Source organism: Mycobacterium sp. SM3041 (genome assembly GCF_039668335.1).
GTDB lineage: Bacteria > Actinomycetota > Actinomycetes > Mycobacteriales > Mycobacteriaceae > Mycobacterium.
In genome coordinates this window covers 1-13,640 of sequence record NZ_JAYXBQ010000068.1, presented here as the reverse complement: position 1 = coordinate 13,640, position 13,640 = coordinate 1, and the positions used below count along the sequence as shown (strand labels likewise).

Genomic DNA, 13,640 nt, shown 5'->3' with positions numbered 1-13,640 from the left:
TCCTCCAAAAGTGTCTGCGGCCCAGCTCTTGACGCGGCCACCAGCTGATCTTAATCTAACCGACAGCTGATATATTAGTCCAGCACACACTGCAATGTCAGAAAGGTGTACATGACCCTCGACACCGCCCCGACAGCCACCAACCCCACGCTGAGCGCGAGCCTCGCCGAGCTGGATCCGGATGTGCACCAGGCGATCTCGGCCGAGTTGCACCGGCAACAGAGCACGCTGGAGATGATCGCCAGCGAGAACTTCGCGCCCGTCGCCGTGATGCAGGCGCAGGGCTCGGTGCTGACCAACAAGTACGCCGAGGGCTACCCGGGACGCCGGTACTACGGCGGCTGCGAATTCGTCGACGTCACCGAACAACTCGCCATCGACCGCGTCAAGAGCCTCTTCGGCGCCGAATACGCCAACGTGCAACCACATTCGGGCGCGCAGGCCAACGCCGCCGCCATGTCGGCGCTGCTCTCCCCCGGCGACACCATCCTCGGTCTCGACCTGGCGCACGGCGGGCACCTCACGCACGGCATGAAGCTCAACTTCTCGGGCAAGCTCTACGACGTCGCGGCCTACCACGTCGGGGAAAGCGACCACCGGGTCGACATGGCCGAGGTCGAGCGCATCGCCCGTGAGCGCCGGCCGAAGCTGATCCTGGCCGGCTGGTCGGCCTATCCCCGCCAGCTCGATTTCGCCGAATTCCGGCGCATCGCAGACGAAGTCGGCGCCTACCTGATGGTCGACATGGCCCATTTCGCCGGCCTGGTCGCCGCCGGCCTGCACCCGTCGCCGGTGCCACACGCCCACGTCGTCACCTCGACCACGCACAAGACACTGGGCGGCCCCCGCGGCGGCATCATCCTCACGAACGACCAAGCCCTGGCCAAGAAGTTCAACTCGTCGGTGTTCCCCGGTCAGCAGGGTGGACCGCTCGAGCACGTCATCGCCGCCAAGGCCGTGTCGTTCAAACTCGCGGCCACGCCCGAATTCCGCGAGCGGCAGCAGCGCACGCTGGACGGCGCAGCGATCCTGGCCGAGCGCCTGCTGCAAGACGATTCCCGCGCGGCCGGCATCAACGTCGTCTCCGGCGGCACCGACGTCCACCTGGTGCTGGTCGACCTGCGCGAGTCCGAACTGGACGGCAAACAGGCCGAGGACCGGCTGCACCGCGTGGGAATCACCGTGAACCGCAACGCCGTTCCGTTCGACCCGCGACCGCCGATGGTCAGTTCGGGCGTGCGCATCGGCACCGCGGCGCTGGCGACCCGCGGCTTCGATCTGGACAGCTTCCGCGAAGTCGCCGACGTCATCAGCCACGCGCTGCGACCCGATGCCGACGACGCGGCCCTGGACGCGCTGCGCACCCGAGTGGACGCGCTGGCCGACCGATTCCCGCTCTACCCCGACCTCACGGAGGCCCCGCTGTGACCGCACCGACGACCCCACCGGGCGCGCACCTGCCCGACCATCCGGAATTCCTCTGGCGCACACCGGAACCCAAGAAGTCCTACGACGTCGTCATCGTCGGCGGCGGCGGACACGGCCTGGCGACCGCGCACTACCTCGCCAAGAACCACGGCATCACGAACGTCGCGGTGCTGGAACGCGGCTGGCTCGCCGGCGGCAACATGGCCCGCAACACCACGCTGATCCGGTCCAACTACCTGTGGGACGAGAGTGCCCGGATCTACGAGCACGCCCTGAAACTGTGGGAGGGCCTGGAAGAGGACCTGGACTACCCGATCCTGTTCAGCCAGCGCGGTGTGCTCAACCTGGCACACAGCCTGCAGGACGTCCGCGACAGCGTGCGGCGCGTCGAGGCCAACAAACTCAACGGCATCGATGCCGAGTGGGTGGAACCCAAAGAGGTCAAGGACCTGTGCCCGATCGTCAACATTTCCAGTGACATTCGCTATCCGGTGCTGGGTGCCACCTATCAGCCCCGGGCCGGCATCGCCAAGCACGACTACGTCGCCTGGGGCTTCGCGCGCCGGGCCGACGAGGCCGGCATCGACATCATCCAGAACTGCGAGGTCACCGGATTCGTCACCGACGGCGACCGCGTCACCGGGGTGCGCACCACGCGCGGCGACATCGGCGCCGGACAGGTGGCGCTGTGCGCGGCCGGGCACACCTCGACGTTGACCGACATGCTCGGCATCCGCACGCCGCTGCAGAGCCACCCGCTGCAGGCGCTGGTATCCGAACTGCTCGAGCCGGTGCATCCCACCATCGTGATGTCGAATGCCGTGCACGTGTACGTATCTCAGGCCCACAAGGGCGAACTCGTGATGGGTGCCGGCGTCGACTCCTACAACGGCTACGGCCAGCGCGGCGCGTTCCACATCATCGAACGCCAGATGGCCGCCGCGGTGGAGCTGTTCCCGGTCTTCGCCCGCGCGCACCTGCTGCGTACCTGGGCGGGCATCGTCGACGTCTGCCCCGACGCGTCACCGATCGTCGGCCGCGTCGGCTACGACAACCTGTACCTCAACGCCGGTTGGGGCACAGGCGGTTTCAAGGTGACGCCCGGCATCGGCTGGTGTCTGGCCGACACCATCGCCACCGGCCGCGAACACGAGTACGTCGCCCCCTTCAGCCTCGACCGGTTCGTCACCGGAGCCCTGGTCGACGAACACGGCGCCGCCGGCGTGGCGCACTAGAAACCAGGAGCCGCAATGCAACTCATCGACTGCCCGTGGTGCGGGCCACGTGAGGAAACCGAATTTCATTACGGCGGTCAGGCGCACGTCGCCTACCCCGAGGACCCGCAGGCACTGACCGACGAACAGTGGGCGCACTACGTGTTCTTCCGCGCCAATCCCAAGGGGCTGTTCGCCGAACGCTGGACCCACAGCGCCGGCTGCCGCCGCTGGTTCAACGCCATCCGCGACACCGCAACCTACCGATTCGACCGTGTCTACCGACTCGACGAGCAGAGGCCGACAATCTGATGAGCACCGCACTGCGCACCGAAACCGGCGGCCGTATCGACCGGGATACGGTGCACACCTTCACTTTCAACGGCCAGGAATACACCGGCCACGCCGGTGACACCCTCGCGTCGGCGCTGCTGGCGAACGGCGTGCATCACGTCACCTCGAGCATCAAGATGGGCCGGCCCCGCGGCTTCACCTCGGCGTGGGCCGAGGACACCGGCGGCCTGGTCCAGATCGAATATCCCTTCCCCGAACCCATGCTGCTCGCCACCACCGTCGAGCTGTACGACGGGCTCGTCGCGCGCGGCCTCCCAGGACAGGGCCGGCTCGCCGACGTCGCCGACCCCGCGCGCTACGACTCGACCCACGTGCACGCCGACGTCCTGGTGGCCGGGGCCGGCCCGGCCGGTCTGGCGGCCGCGCTGACGGCCGCCCGCGCAGGTGCCCGTGTCGTGCTGATCGACGAACAGAGCGAGGCCGGTGGCGCCCTGTTGGGCAGCACCGACACCATCGCCGGCCGCCCGGCACTGCAGTGGGTTGCCGACGCGGTCGCCGAACTCGCGACCTACCCCGACGTGCTGCACCTGCAGCGCACCACGGCATTCGGCCACTACGACGACGGTTTCGTCCTTGCGCTGCAACGGCGTACCGATCACCTCGGGGCCGCCGCTCCGGCAGCGGTGAGCCGGCAGCGGGTCTGGCGGATCCGGGCCAGGCACGTCATCGTCGCCGCCGGCGCGCACGAACGGCCGGTGGTGTTCACCGACAACGACCGGCCCGGCATCATGCTGGCCGCCGGCGCCCGCACCTTCCTGCACCGCTACGGCGTCAAGGTCGGCGAGCGGGCCGTCGTGTTCACCACCAACGACAGCGCCTACCAGGCCGCGCTGGACCTGCACGACGCCGGAGTGGCGATCACCGCGATCGTCGATGCCCGGGACGCGGTGGCCACAGATCTGCGCGCGGCGTGTGATTCCCGTGGCATCGAGCTGCGCACCGGATCGGTCGTCAGTGGCAGCCGCGGTGAGAACCGGGTCAGCGCCGCCATCGTCACCGGTACGGACGGCACATCCGACGAACTGGCGTGTGACGTGCTGCTGGTGAGCGGCGGCTGGAATCCCGCAGTCCACCTGTTCAGTCAGGTGCGCGGGCCCCTCCGGTACGACGCCGCCCTCGGCGCGTTCGTTCCGGGTGCCGAGCTCGATGAGGTGAGCGTCGCCGGCTCGGCCGCAGGCACGTTCAGCCTGCCCGGTTGCCTGCGCGACGGTCGCGCCGCCGCCACCCGCGCCCTCGCCGGCCTCGGGTTCACAGCAGCCTCCGAACCACTTGCCGGAGAATCGGATTCGATCCGGGCCGCGGGCGCACCCGCTGTACTGTGGCGCGTTCCCGACGCCGACGGCACAACGCAGTTCGTCGACGTCCAGCGCGACGCGACGGTGGCGGACCTGGTCCGCGCGGTCGGCGCGGGCATGCGCTCGATGGAACACATCAAGCGCTACACCACCATCGGCACCGCGCACGACCAGGGCAAGACCTCTGGCGTCGTCGCCTCGGGCATCACCGCCGAACTGCTCGGTGTCCCCGTCGCGGATCTCGGCGTCACCACCTTCCGGCCGCCGTACACGCCGGTCGCGTTCGCGGCGCTGGCCGGTCGCAACCGTGGCCGGATGTTCGACCCGGAACGTGTTACCGCGGTGCATGATTGGCACGTGGCCCGCGGCGCGGTGTTCGAGGACGTCGGCCAGTGGAAGCGTCCGCGTTACTACCCGCTGCCCGGTGAAGACATGGAGACCGCGGTGCTGCGCGAATGCGCTGCTGCCCGAACGGGTGTCGGCATCCTCGACGGCTCGACGCTGGGCAAGATCGACGTCCAGGGTCCCGATGCCGGCGCCTTCCTCGACCTGCTCTACACGAACCTGGTGAGCACGCTCAAGGTCGGCATGCTGCGGTACGGCGTGATGTGCGGCGTCGACGGCATGGTGATCGACGACGGCACCGTCATGCGCCTGGCCGACGACCGCTTCCAGGTGTTCACGACCACGGGCGGCGCGGCCCGCATCCTGGACTGGATGGAGGAATGGCTGCAAACCGAGTGGCCGCACCTGCGGGTGCGCCTCACCTCCGTCACCGAGCAGTGGCACACGTTCCCGGTGGTCGGCCCGCGCTCGCGGGACGTCATCGGCGCGGTGTTCCCGGGCGTCGACGTCAGCAATGAGGCTTTCCCGTTCATGGCCTGGCGCGACACCCAGCTCGACGGCGTGCACGTCCGGATCGGCCGGGTCAGCTTCTCGGGCGAGCTGGCGTACGAGGTCAACGTCATGGGCTGGTACGCAACGGCGGTGTGGGAGAGGCTGATCGAGGCCGGCGAACCCTTCGGCATCACGCCGTACGGCACCGAGACCATGCACGTGCTGCGCGCCGAGAAGGGCTACCCGATCATCGGGCAGGACACCGACGGCACCGTCACGCCACAGGACCTCGGGATGAACTGGGTGGTCTCGAAGAAGAAGCCCGACTTCGTCGGCAAGCGCTCGTTCACGCGCGCCGAGAACCTCAATCCGCTGCGCAAGCAGTTCGTCGGACTGCTGCCGGTCGATGCGCGGACGGTGTTGCCCGAAGGGGCCCAGATCATCGAGACCCCGGCCGACGGCACGTTGCCGCCGCCACCGGTCCCCATGCTCGGCCATGTCACTTCGAGCTACCGCAGCGCCGAGCTGGGGCGCCCGTTCGCCCTGGCGTTGGTCAAGGGCGGCCACGCCCGCATCGGAGACACCCTCACCGTTCCAGTGGACGGTGCCCTGGTGACCGTCGAGGTCACCGGTTCCGTCCTCGTCGATCCCGAAGGAGCACGCCGCGATGGCTGAAACCCTCACTCGCCGTAGCCCGTTGCAGAGCTGGGCCGCCCAGTTCGCGGCGACCGCACCGGCAGCACTCCTCACCGAGGAGCCGTTCACCACGATGGTCGATCTGTGGGTCGACCCGGAAGGAGCCGGCGGCGCCGAAGCTGCCCGGCTCCTCGGCCTGACCGCGTTGCCGACGGCACCGGGCACGTGTGTCACCGGTCCCGATTCGTCGGTGATCTGGTTCGGTCCGCAGGAGTGGCTGGTGACGTCGACGCAGCGTGGCGGCGAGGCACTCGAGGCCGAGCTGCACGACGCGGTCGCCGCGGCCGGCGGTGCTGCCGTCGATGTGTCCGCGCAGCGCACCATCGTGCGGCTGCGTGGGGCGCACGCCCGCGATGTGCTGGCCAAGGGCTGCTCACTGGACCTGCACCCGCGGGTCTTCGGCCCGGGCGCCGCGGCTCAGACGATGCTGGCGCTGGCCGCCGTCGTGCTGATTCCGTTGGACGACAAGGGCACCGACTACCGGATCATCGTCCGCTCGTCGTTCGCCGGCTACCTCGCCGACTGGTTGATCGATGCGGTGGCGGAATTCGAGTAAGGGGCAGAACGCCGAAAATGAGCTTGTGTTCGAAGATTCTGGAATTCTTCGAACACAAGCTCATTTTCGGCGCCAAAAGTCAGTGGCCGCGGGCGATCCACTCCGCCAGGTGTGGGGCCTCGGCACCGACCGTGGTGTGGTCGCCGTGGCCGGTGTGTACCCGGGTCTCCTCCGGCAGTGTCAGGATCGAATCCCGGATGGAGTCGATGATCGTCGGGAAGTCGCTGTAGGACCGCCCCGTCGCCCCGGGCCCGCCGTTGAACAGGGTGTCCCCGGAGAACAGCGCACCGGCCTCCGGCAGGTACAGGCACACCGACCCCGGCGAGTGCCCGGGCGTGTGGATGACCTCGATCTCGGTGCCCGCGACACCGATGCGCTGACCGGCGTCGAGACTCCAGTACTTCTCGTCGGGATGGCTTGTCTGCCAAAGCATGTCGTCGCCGGGGTGCAGCAGGATCGGCGCATGCAGCTCGTACGCCAGCTCCGGGGCCACCGTCACGTGGTCGTTGTGCCCGTGGGTGACGACGACCGCCACCACGTTGCGGCCGGCGACGGCGTCGACGATCTGAGGCGCGGTGTGGGCGGCGTCGACGATGACCACCTCCGAGTCATCGCCGATCACCCACACGTTGTTGTCGACGTCCCACGTCCCGCCGTCGAGGCTGAAGGTCCCCGAGGTGACGACGCGGTCGATGCGGAGCTGCCCACTCACAGCACGACCACCGAACGCAGCACGTTGCCGGCGTGCATGGTGTGGAAGGCGTCCTCGACTTCGTCGAGCTTGATCCGCTCGGAGACGAAGCGTTCCAACGGGATTCGACCCTGCTGGTAGAGGTCGACCAGCATCGGGAAGTCGCGCTCAGGCAGGCAGTCGCCGTACCAGGAGGACTTCAGCGATCCGCCGCGGGAGAAGAAGTCGACCAGCGGCATCTCCAGCGTCATGTCCGGGGTGGGCACACCGACGAGGACGACGGTGCCGGCGAGATCACGCGCGTAGAACGCCTGCTTCCAGGTTTCGGGGCGACCTACGGCGTCGATCACGACGTCGGCACCGAACCCGCCGGTGAGCTCCTGCACCGCCTCGACGGTGTCCACTTCGGCGGCGTTGATGGTGTGGGTGGCACCGAGTTCCTTGGCCCACTCCAGCTTTCGCGGGTCCCGGTCGACCGCGATGATCTTGCCCGCGCCGGCGAGGCGGGAGCCCATGATGGCGGCGTCGCCGACGCCACCGCAGCCGATCACGGCCACCGAGTCGCCACGGGACACGTTGCCGGTGTTGACGGCCGCGCCGAGGCCGGCCATCACGCCGCAGCCCAGCAGCCCGACCACCGCCGGGTCGGCATTGGCGTCGACCTTGGTGCACTGACCCGCGTGGACCAGCGTCTTGTCGGCGAACGCCCCGATGCCCAGCGCCGGGGTCAGCTCGGTGCCGTCCTCCAGCGTCATCTTCTGGGTGGCGTTGAACGTGTCGAAGCAGTACTGCGGACGGCCGCGCTTGCACGCCCGGCACTGGCCGCACACCGCACGCCAGTTGAGGATCACGAAGTCGCCGACCGCCACCGATTCGACGCCGGGGCCGACCTCTTCGACGATGCCGGCGGCCTCATGGCCGAGCAGGAACGGGTACTCGTCGTTGATGCCGCCCTCGCGGTAGGTCAGGTCCGTGTGGCAGACGCCGCACGCCTGGATGTTCACCACCACTTCGCGGGGACCGGGGTCCGGGATCACGATCGTGGTGACCTCGACCGGGGCTCCCTTGGCGCGGGCGATGACACCTCGAACTTGTTGCGGCATAGCGATACTCCTTGTTTGTCAGGGACGTTTCAGGGGATGGTGGTGATCAGAGAACGAGGCAGAGCCGGAAGGCGTCGTAGATCGCGGCGTGGATGTTGCGACTGGCGACGGCGTCACCGATGCGGAACAGCTGGTAGCCGCCATCGGCGTTGCGCACGACGTTCTGCGGCTGCAGGTTGAGCAGCGCCTGCTGGTCGACTTCGCCGAGGTTGGTCGAGCCGGGGATCAGGCCGAAGTACAACTCGTCGGACGGCAGCGTGCCGTGTTCGACGACGACGTGGTCGACCATGCGCTGCCGCGTGGCGTGGGCGTATTCGTTGTAGAGGTCCACTTCCAGCCGACCGTCCTTGCGGCGCACCCCGGTCAGGCGCTCGTTGAGCGTGACGCGCACGTCGTGCTCGGCGAACACCTTGAAGTAGCCGGGGTAGTTCACGCCGCCGACGTCGGGCGCCAATGTCCGCTCGGGGGTGACGAACTCGAGGTCGACACCGGTCCGGGCCAGCACCTCGGCGGCGTCCAATCCGGGATGGCCGCCGTTGTCGTCGTACAGCATGACCTCACCGCGCGGATGCACCGCGCCGCACAGCACGTCCCAGCCATCAGTGACGAGATTGGCGCCCTCGGTGAGGAATTCGGTGTTCGGCACGCCACCCGTGGCGACCACGACGATGTCGGGGTTCTCGGCCAGCACCTCGTCGACGTCGACGTAGCGATTGGTGCGGATGTCGACGCCGAGCAGCTTGCATTCGTCCAGCCGCCACTCGATGATGCTGATCAGATCGCGCCGGCGCGGTGACGACGACGCGATCCGCACCTGCCCGCCAGGCAGGTCGGAGGCCTCGAAGACCACGACGCGGTGACCCCTCTCACCGAGCACGCGGGCGGCTTCCAGACCGGCCGGCCCGGCTCCGATGACCACCGCCGTCCGCGCCGGCCCGGACGCCTTGTCGATGCGGTGCGGCAGCCGGTCTTCGCGGCCGGTGGAGGGATTGTGCACGCACTTGGCGTCGCGGTTCTGGTAAATCTCGTCGAGGCAGTAGGTCGCGCCGACACAGGGGCGAATCCGATCCTCCTCGCCGGCTTGGATTTTCGCGACGATGTGCGGGTCGGCGATGTGCGCACGCGTCATGCCGACGAGGTCGAGCAGACCGTCGCGGATCGCGTGCCGGGCGGTGGCGACATCGTTGATGCGGGAGGCATGCATGACCGGGATGCCGAGTTCCTTCTTGACCTGCCCGGCGAACGACAGGTGCGGCGCGACCGGGGTCCCCATCGGCGGGATGACGCGCGACAGCGCCTCGTCACTGGCCATGTAGCCCTTGATCACGCTGATGAAGTCGATGCCCTCGGGTACCAGGCGCTTGGCGATCTCGATGCCGTCCTCGTACCGCAGCCCGCCGGGCAGGTCCTCGTCGAGTGACATCCGGATGCCGACCGCGAAGTCCGGTCCGGCGGCCTCGCGGACCGCGCGAATCACCCTGAGCGGGAAGCGAAGTCGGTCCTCCATGCTGCCCATGCCGTACTCGTCGTCGCGGTGGTTGGTGAGCGGCGACCAGAAGGCGTCGAGCAGATGGGTGTAGGCCTCGAGTTCGATGCCGTCCAGACCGGCCGCGCGGCACCGCGCGGTGGCGTCGGCGTAGGCCTTGACGATGCGGTCCATGTCCCATTCCTCGGCCACCTTGGGGAAGGACCGGTGGGCGGGTTCACGGATGGCCGACGGATACACCACGGGCAGCCAGTCGCCGTCGTAGTTGCTGGTGCGCCGGCCCAGGTGCGTGATCTGGCACATGACGGCGGCGCCGTGTTCGTGGACGCCGTACGCCAGCTCGCTGAGCCAGGGCACGATCTCGTCCTTGTAGACGTGCAGATTGCCGAAGGCAGAGGGGCTGTCGGGCGCGACGACCGCGGAGCCGCCCATCATGGTCAGCGAGATGCCGCCCTTGGCCTTCTCCTCGTGGTACAGCCGGTAGCGGCGCTTGGGCATGCCATCTTCGGTGTACGACGGCTCGTGCGATGTGCTCACCACGCGATTGCGCAGGGTCATGTTCTTCAGCCGGAAGGGCTGCAGGAGCGGATCGATGAGCTGATGCGCCATGGGCGAGTCCGTTTCTTTCCGATGGTTCGGACGTGGTTCACACACCGTTTACGACCCCATAAGTACCGCTTGACCAGGTACTAATGCTGATCTACCGTATGTGGCGTAACTAATATATCACTCGTCTATCAGCCCGTCTACGGACTTCGAAAGGGGAGCTTCAGGTGACCATCAGCGTGTTCGACCTCTTCTCCGTCGGCATCGGTCCGTCGAGCTCACACACCGTCGGACCGATGCGGGCCGCCGCCCGATTCGTCGACGATCTGCACACCCTCGACGCCTTCGGCGGTGCCACCGGGGTCGCGGCAGTCCGCGTCGATCTCTACGGCTCGTTGGCCGCCACCGGTGCCGGCCACGGCACCATGACGGCCATCCTGCTCGGACTCGAGGGCAACCGCCCCGATGAGATCCGGACCGACGTCATGGAACGGCGCGTCGAGGAGATGCGGGCCAGCGGCCACATCATGCTGGGCGGCCTGCGCCCGATCGCGCTCACCGAGGCCGATATGGTCCTGCGCCCGTTGACCGTCCGGCCGTTCCACCCCAACGGCATGACGCTCACCGCGCTCGACGCGCACGGCGCCGAGTTGCACGTGCAGACCTACTTCTCCATCGGCGGCGGGTTCGTCGTCACCGAGGCCGAAAGTCTGGAGCCCGTCACCGAGGCCGCCACGACGCATGCGCTGTCGTTCCACTCCGCCAAGGAACTGCTGGAGCTCTGCCGCCAACGCGATTGCCGCATCAGCGATCTCATGCTCGCCGTCGAATGCGAGATCCGCACCGCCGACGAGGTCCGCTCCCGACTGCTGCACATCCGCGACGTGATGGTCGAGTGCGAAGCGCGTGGCATCGCGCGCGACGGCTACCTCCCCGGGCCCATGCGTGTGCGCCGCCGCGCCCGGGACTGGTTCGAGCGGCTCAATGCCGAGGACTGGAACAAGCAGCCCGAATTCGCCGAGGACTGGGTCAATCTCGTCGCGCTGGCCGTCAACGAGGAGAACGCGTCCGGCGGCCGGGTCGTCACCGCGCCCACCAACGGCGCCGCCGGCATCGTGCCCGCGGTGATGCACTACGCCGTGCACTACACGCGGGCCGGCCGTCACGATCCCGACGGCACCGCAGTGCGTTTCCTCCTCACGGCGGGAGCCATCGGTTCGCTCTACAAGGAGCGCGCGTCCATCTCCGGCGCGGAGGTCGGCTGCCAGGGCGAGGTCGGGTCGGCGGCGTCGATGGCTGCCGGTGCACTGGCCGAAATCCTGGGCGGCACACCGGAACAGGTCGAGAACGCCGCCGAGATCGCGATGGAGCACAGCCTCGGACTCACCTGCGACCCCATCCAGGGGCTCGTGCAGGTCCCGTGCATCGAGCGCAACGCGATCTCGGCAGGCAAGGCCATCAACGCGGCGCGCATGGCACTAAGGGGCGACGGGGCCCACTACGTCTCGCTGGATCAGGTCATCGAGACCATGCGGACCACCGGCGCCGACATGCACTCCAAATACAAGGAGACCTCGATGGGCGGCCTCGCGGTCAACGTGCCGGTGAACTACGTCGAATGCTGAATGTTGCTGCAGGAGAGGGAGACAACGATGCACCTTGATTGGTACGACCGCGGCATCCTCACCTTCGTGCTGCGCTGCGCGCCGGGTGCGGAACCATCCAACGACGCGTCCCTGGCGCAATTCGGGATCACCACACCCCGGGTGATGCGCCGCTTCGACGCCGTCCTCGACGCGGTCCGCGCACACCAGTTCCCGCTCGAGGACGCCGATCTGACGCTCGTCCACCAGGCCGTCGACTATCGCGACCACATGCCGCGCACCGGGTAGTCGCTAGGTGTACTGACCTGAGAGGTTAGGCACGCGACTGGCGGGTGGGTGGCCTCCGAGTGCGGTGTGGCCGCGGTGGTGATTGTAGGTGTGGAGCCAGCGTGGGTATTCGGCGCAGCGCTCGGCGTCGTTGGTATAGAGGCGTGCGTAGGCCCATTCGTCGGCCAGGGTGCGGTGGAATCGTTCGATGCTCCTATGTTTGTCAAGCCGCGGCGGGTTGGCTGTTTGGGGTCAGTGAGTTGTCTTGTGCTCGTGGGAGGTTGGCGTAGATCTCCCGGGCGATGTAGCGCTTGAGGCACCGGATGATCTCTCTTTTGCTGAGTCCTTCGTTGGTACGTCGTTCGACGTAAGCGCGGGTCGGCTCGTGATGGCGTAGTCGCACGATAGTGACGATGTAGAGGGCACTGTTGGCTTGGCGGTCGCCGCTGCGGCAGAGGCGATGGCGGCCGGTGGTTCGTCCGCTGCTGGCGGGCTGTGGGGCCACGCCACAGAGTTTTGCGAAGGCTTTCTCGTTGCGGATCCGTTCGGGGTTGTCCCCAGCGGTGACGAGGAACTGACCGGCCAGCTCGACCCCGACGCCGAAGAGTTTGACCAGGTCAGGTGCGGTGGCGTGGACGACTACCGAGATCTGTTGGTTGAGGGTTTTGATCTCGCTGTCTAACGCTTTCCATCTGCGGGCGAGGTCGCGAAGGGAAGTCTTGATGCTGGCCATCAGGAGTCGTTCGGGGTGCGCGCGAAGTTGGGCGAAGTCGGTGGTCTCGGGCCGCAGTCCGAGGCAGCGGTTGATCAGTGTCCGCTTGGTCAGTGCGACGAGTTCGTCGCGTAGCGGTGATGGGGCGCCAATCATGATCCCAAACAAGGTGTTGAAGGTTTGGGTTCGTGCCTTGACGGCGCTGCTGCGGGTGACGCGCAGGGTGCGGATCACTTCGACCATGCCGGACTTGGACTTTGGTGTGGCGGTGGAGGTTTGGCCGAGCACGGCGCGGGCGATCTGTTCGGCGTCGAGACGGTCGGACTTGCCGTCCATTCGTCGTGCGATGCGGTTGGGGCGATTGACCTCGATGACGTGTTCGCCGGCGGCCGTTAGGGCGCGGGTCAGTGTTGCCCCGAACGATCCGGTGCTTTCCACGCCAATGGCTTCGAGCGGTCCGTGCGTGCGCATCCAGGTCAACAGTGCCTGATATCCGGTGTCGGTCGCCGGGAACTGCTGGTGGCCAAGCAGTCGTCCGCGCTGGTCGATGACCGCTGCGTAATGCGTGTGTTTGTGGGTATCGACGCCACCGATGACAGTCTCGGCATCTGTTGGGATCATGGAATTCGCTCCTCCGTTAGGGCCAATCTGACGGGTGGGCGAACCGGCCGGGCGGAGCGACAGGTCTGTGACGGGGCTTCTAGTCCAAGCTCCTATCAGGTCAGATCCGTCTGGCCGGTGCGCGCCGCGACACTGCACCGGCCCGGTCGACAAATCGAACGCAGGACACCGTGGTCATACCTTGGCCGGGGTCAGACCGAGCCGGTACAGCGCCAAGTCCAAGTCTTCAC

At 67.7% G+C, this 13,640-nt stretch carries 11 protein-coding genes and 1 pseudogene; 7 read left to right on the top strand and 5 right to left on the bottom strand.

Annotated elements, in window-relative coordinates; genetic code table 11:
- Positions 1–111: 111 nt before the first annotated feature.
- Genes glyA through VXD91_RS21480 form a run of 5 tightly spaced genes read left to right on the top strand, consistent with a single transcriptional unit; the run spans position 112 to position 6,380 of the window.
- Positions 112–1,428 (top strand): serine hydroxymethyltransferase, encoded by a 1,317-nt coding sequence (gene glyA, locus VXD91_RS21500; protein ID WP_318986455.1) that lies wholly within the window; start codon positions 112–114, stop codon positions 1,426–1,428.
- Complete coding sequence (locus VXD91_RS21495; RefSeq protein ID WP_020101505.1) at positions 1,425–2,663, top strand: sarcosine oxidase subunit beta family protein; 1,239 nt, start codon at positions 1,425–1,427, stop codon at positions 2,661–2,663. Before glyA ends, VXD91_RS21495 begins: the two co-directional genes overlap by 4 nt.
- A gap of 15 nt (positions 2,664–2,678) precedes the next feature.
- Positions 2,679–2,954, top strand: a complete 276-nt coding sequence (locus VXD91_RS21490) for a sarcosine oxidase subunit delta (RefSeq protein WP_212806877.1) — start codon at positions 2,679–2,681, stop codon at positions 2,952–2,954.
- On the top strand, positions 2,954–5,803 hold the full coding sequence (locus tag VXD91_RS21485; RefSeq protein ID WP_318986454.1) for a 2Fe-2S iron-sulfur cluster-binding protein: 2,850 nt from the start codon (positions 2,954–2,956) through the stop codon (positions 5,801–5,803). Before VXD91_RS21490 ends, VXD91_RS21485 begins: the two co-directional genes overlap by 1 nt.
- Positions 5,796–6,380, top strand: a complete 585-nt coding sequence (locus tag VXD91_RS21480; RefSeq protein ID WP_318986453.1) for a sarcosine oxidase subunit gamma family protein — start codon at positions 5,796–5,798, stop codon at positions 6,378–6,380. Before VXD91_RS21485 ends, VXD91_RS21480 begins: the two co-directional genes overlap by 8 nt.
- Positions 6,381–6,459: 79 nt before the next feature.
- Here the strand turns inward: VXD91_RS21480 and VXD91_RS21475 are convergent, their stop codons facing one another.
- From VXD91_RS21475 to VXD91_RS21465, 3 genes are read right to left on the bottom strand one after another with little or no spacing between them, the layout of a single operon-like run.
- Positions 6,460–7,092: an MBL fold metallo-hydrolase gene (locus tag VXD91_RS21475; RefSeq protein WP_318986452.1), complete on the bottom strand. Its 633-nt coding sequence runs from the start codon at positions 7,090–7,092 to the stop codon at positions 6,460–6,462.
- Positions 7,089–8,174: an S-(hydroxymethyl)mycothiol dehydrogenase gene (locus tag VXD91_RS21470; RefSeq protein ID WP_346416346.1), complete on the bottom strand. Its 1,086-nt coding sequence runs from the start codon at positions 8,172–8,174 to the stop codon at positions 7,089–7,091. The genes VXD91_RS21475 and VXD91_RS21470 overlap by 4 nt, the downstream gene beginning before the upstream one ends.
- Positions 8,175–8,220: 46 nt before the next feature.
- Complete coding sequence (locus tag VXD91_RS21465) at positions 8,221–10,269, bottom strand: NADH:flavin oxidoreductase (protein WP_346416345.1); 2,049 nt, start codon at positions 10,267–10,269, stop codon at positions 8,221–8,223.
- A gap of 164 nt (positions 10,270–10,433) precedes the next feature.
- Between VXD91_RS21465 and VXD91_RS21460 the strand changes: the two genes are divergently transcribed.
- On the top strand, positions 10,434–11,831 hold the full coding sequence (locus VXD91_RS21460) for an L-serine ammonia-lyase (protein WP_226519430.1): 1,398 nt from the start codon (positions 10,434–10,436) through the stop codon (positions 11,829–11,831).
- A gap of 27 nt (positions 11,832–11,858) precedes the next feature.
- A complete protein-coding gene (locus VXD91_RS21455) occupies positions 11,859–12,098 on the top strand; it encodes a hypothetical protein (protein WP_226519431.1) in 240 nt (79 codons plus the stop codon).
- Between the two features lie 3 nt (positions 12,099–12,101).
- On the opposite strand, the pseudogene VXD91_RS21450 reads toward VXD91_RS21455, so the two are convergent.
- Both VXD91_RS21450 and VXD91_RS21445 read right to left on the bottom strand, forming a co-directional pair.
- Positions 12,102–12,287 (bottom strand): annotated as a pseudogene (locus VXD91_RS21450) (integrase core domain-containing protein); the annotation flags it as partial.
- Positions 12,288–12,300: 13 nt separating this feature from the next.
- Positions 12,301–13,410, bottom strand: coding sequence for an IS110 family transposase (locus tag VXD91_RS21445; protein WP_095795396.1), 1,110 nt, complete (start codon positions 13,408–13,410; stop codon positions 12,301–12,303).
- Positions 13,411–13,640 lie beyond the last annotated feature (230 nt).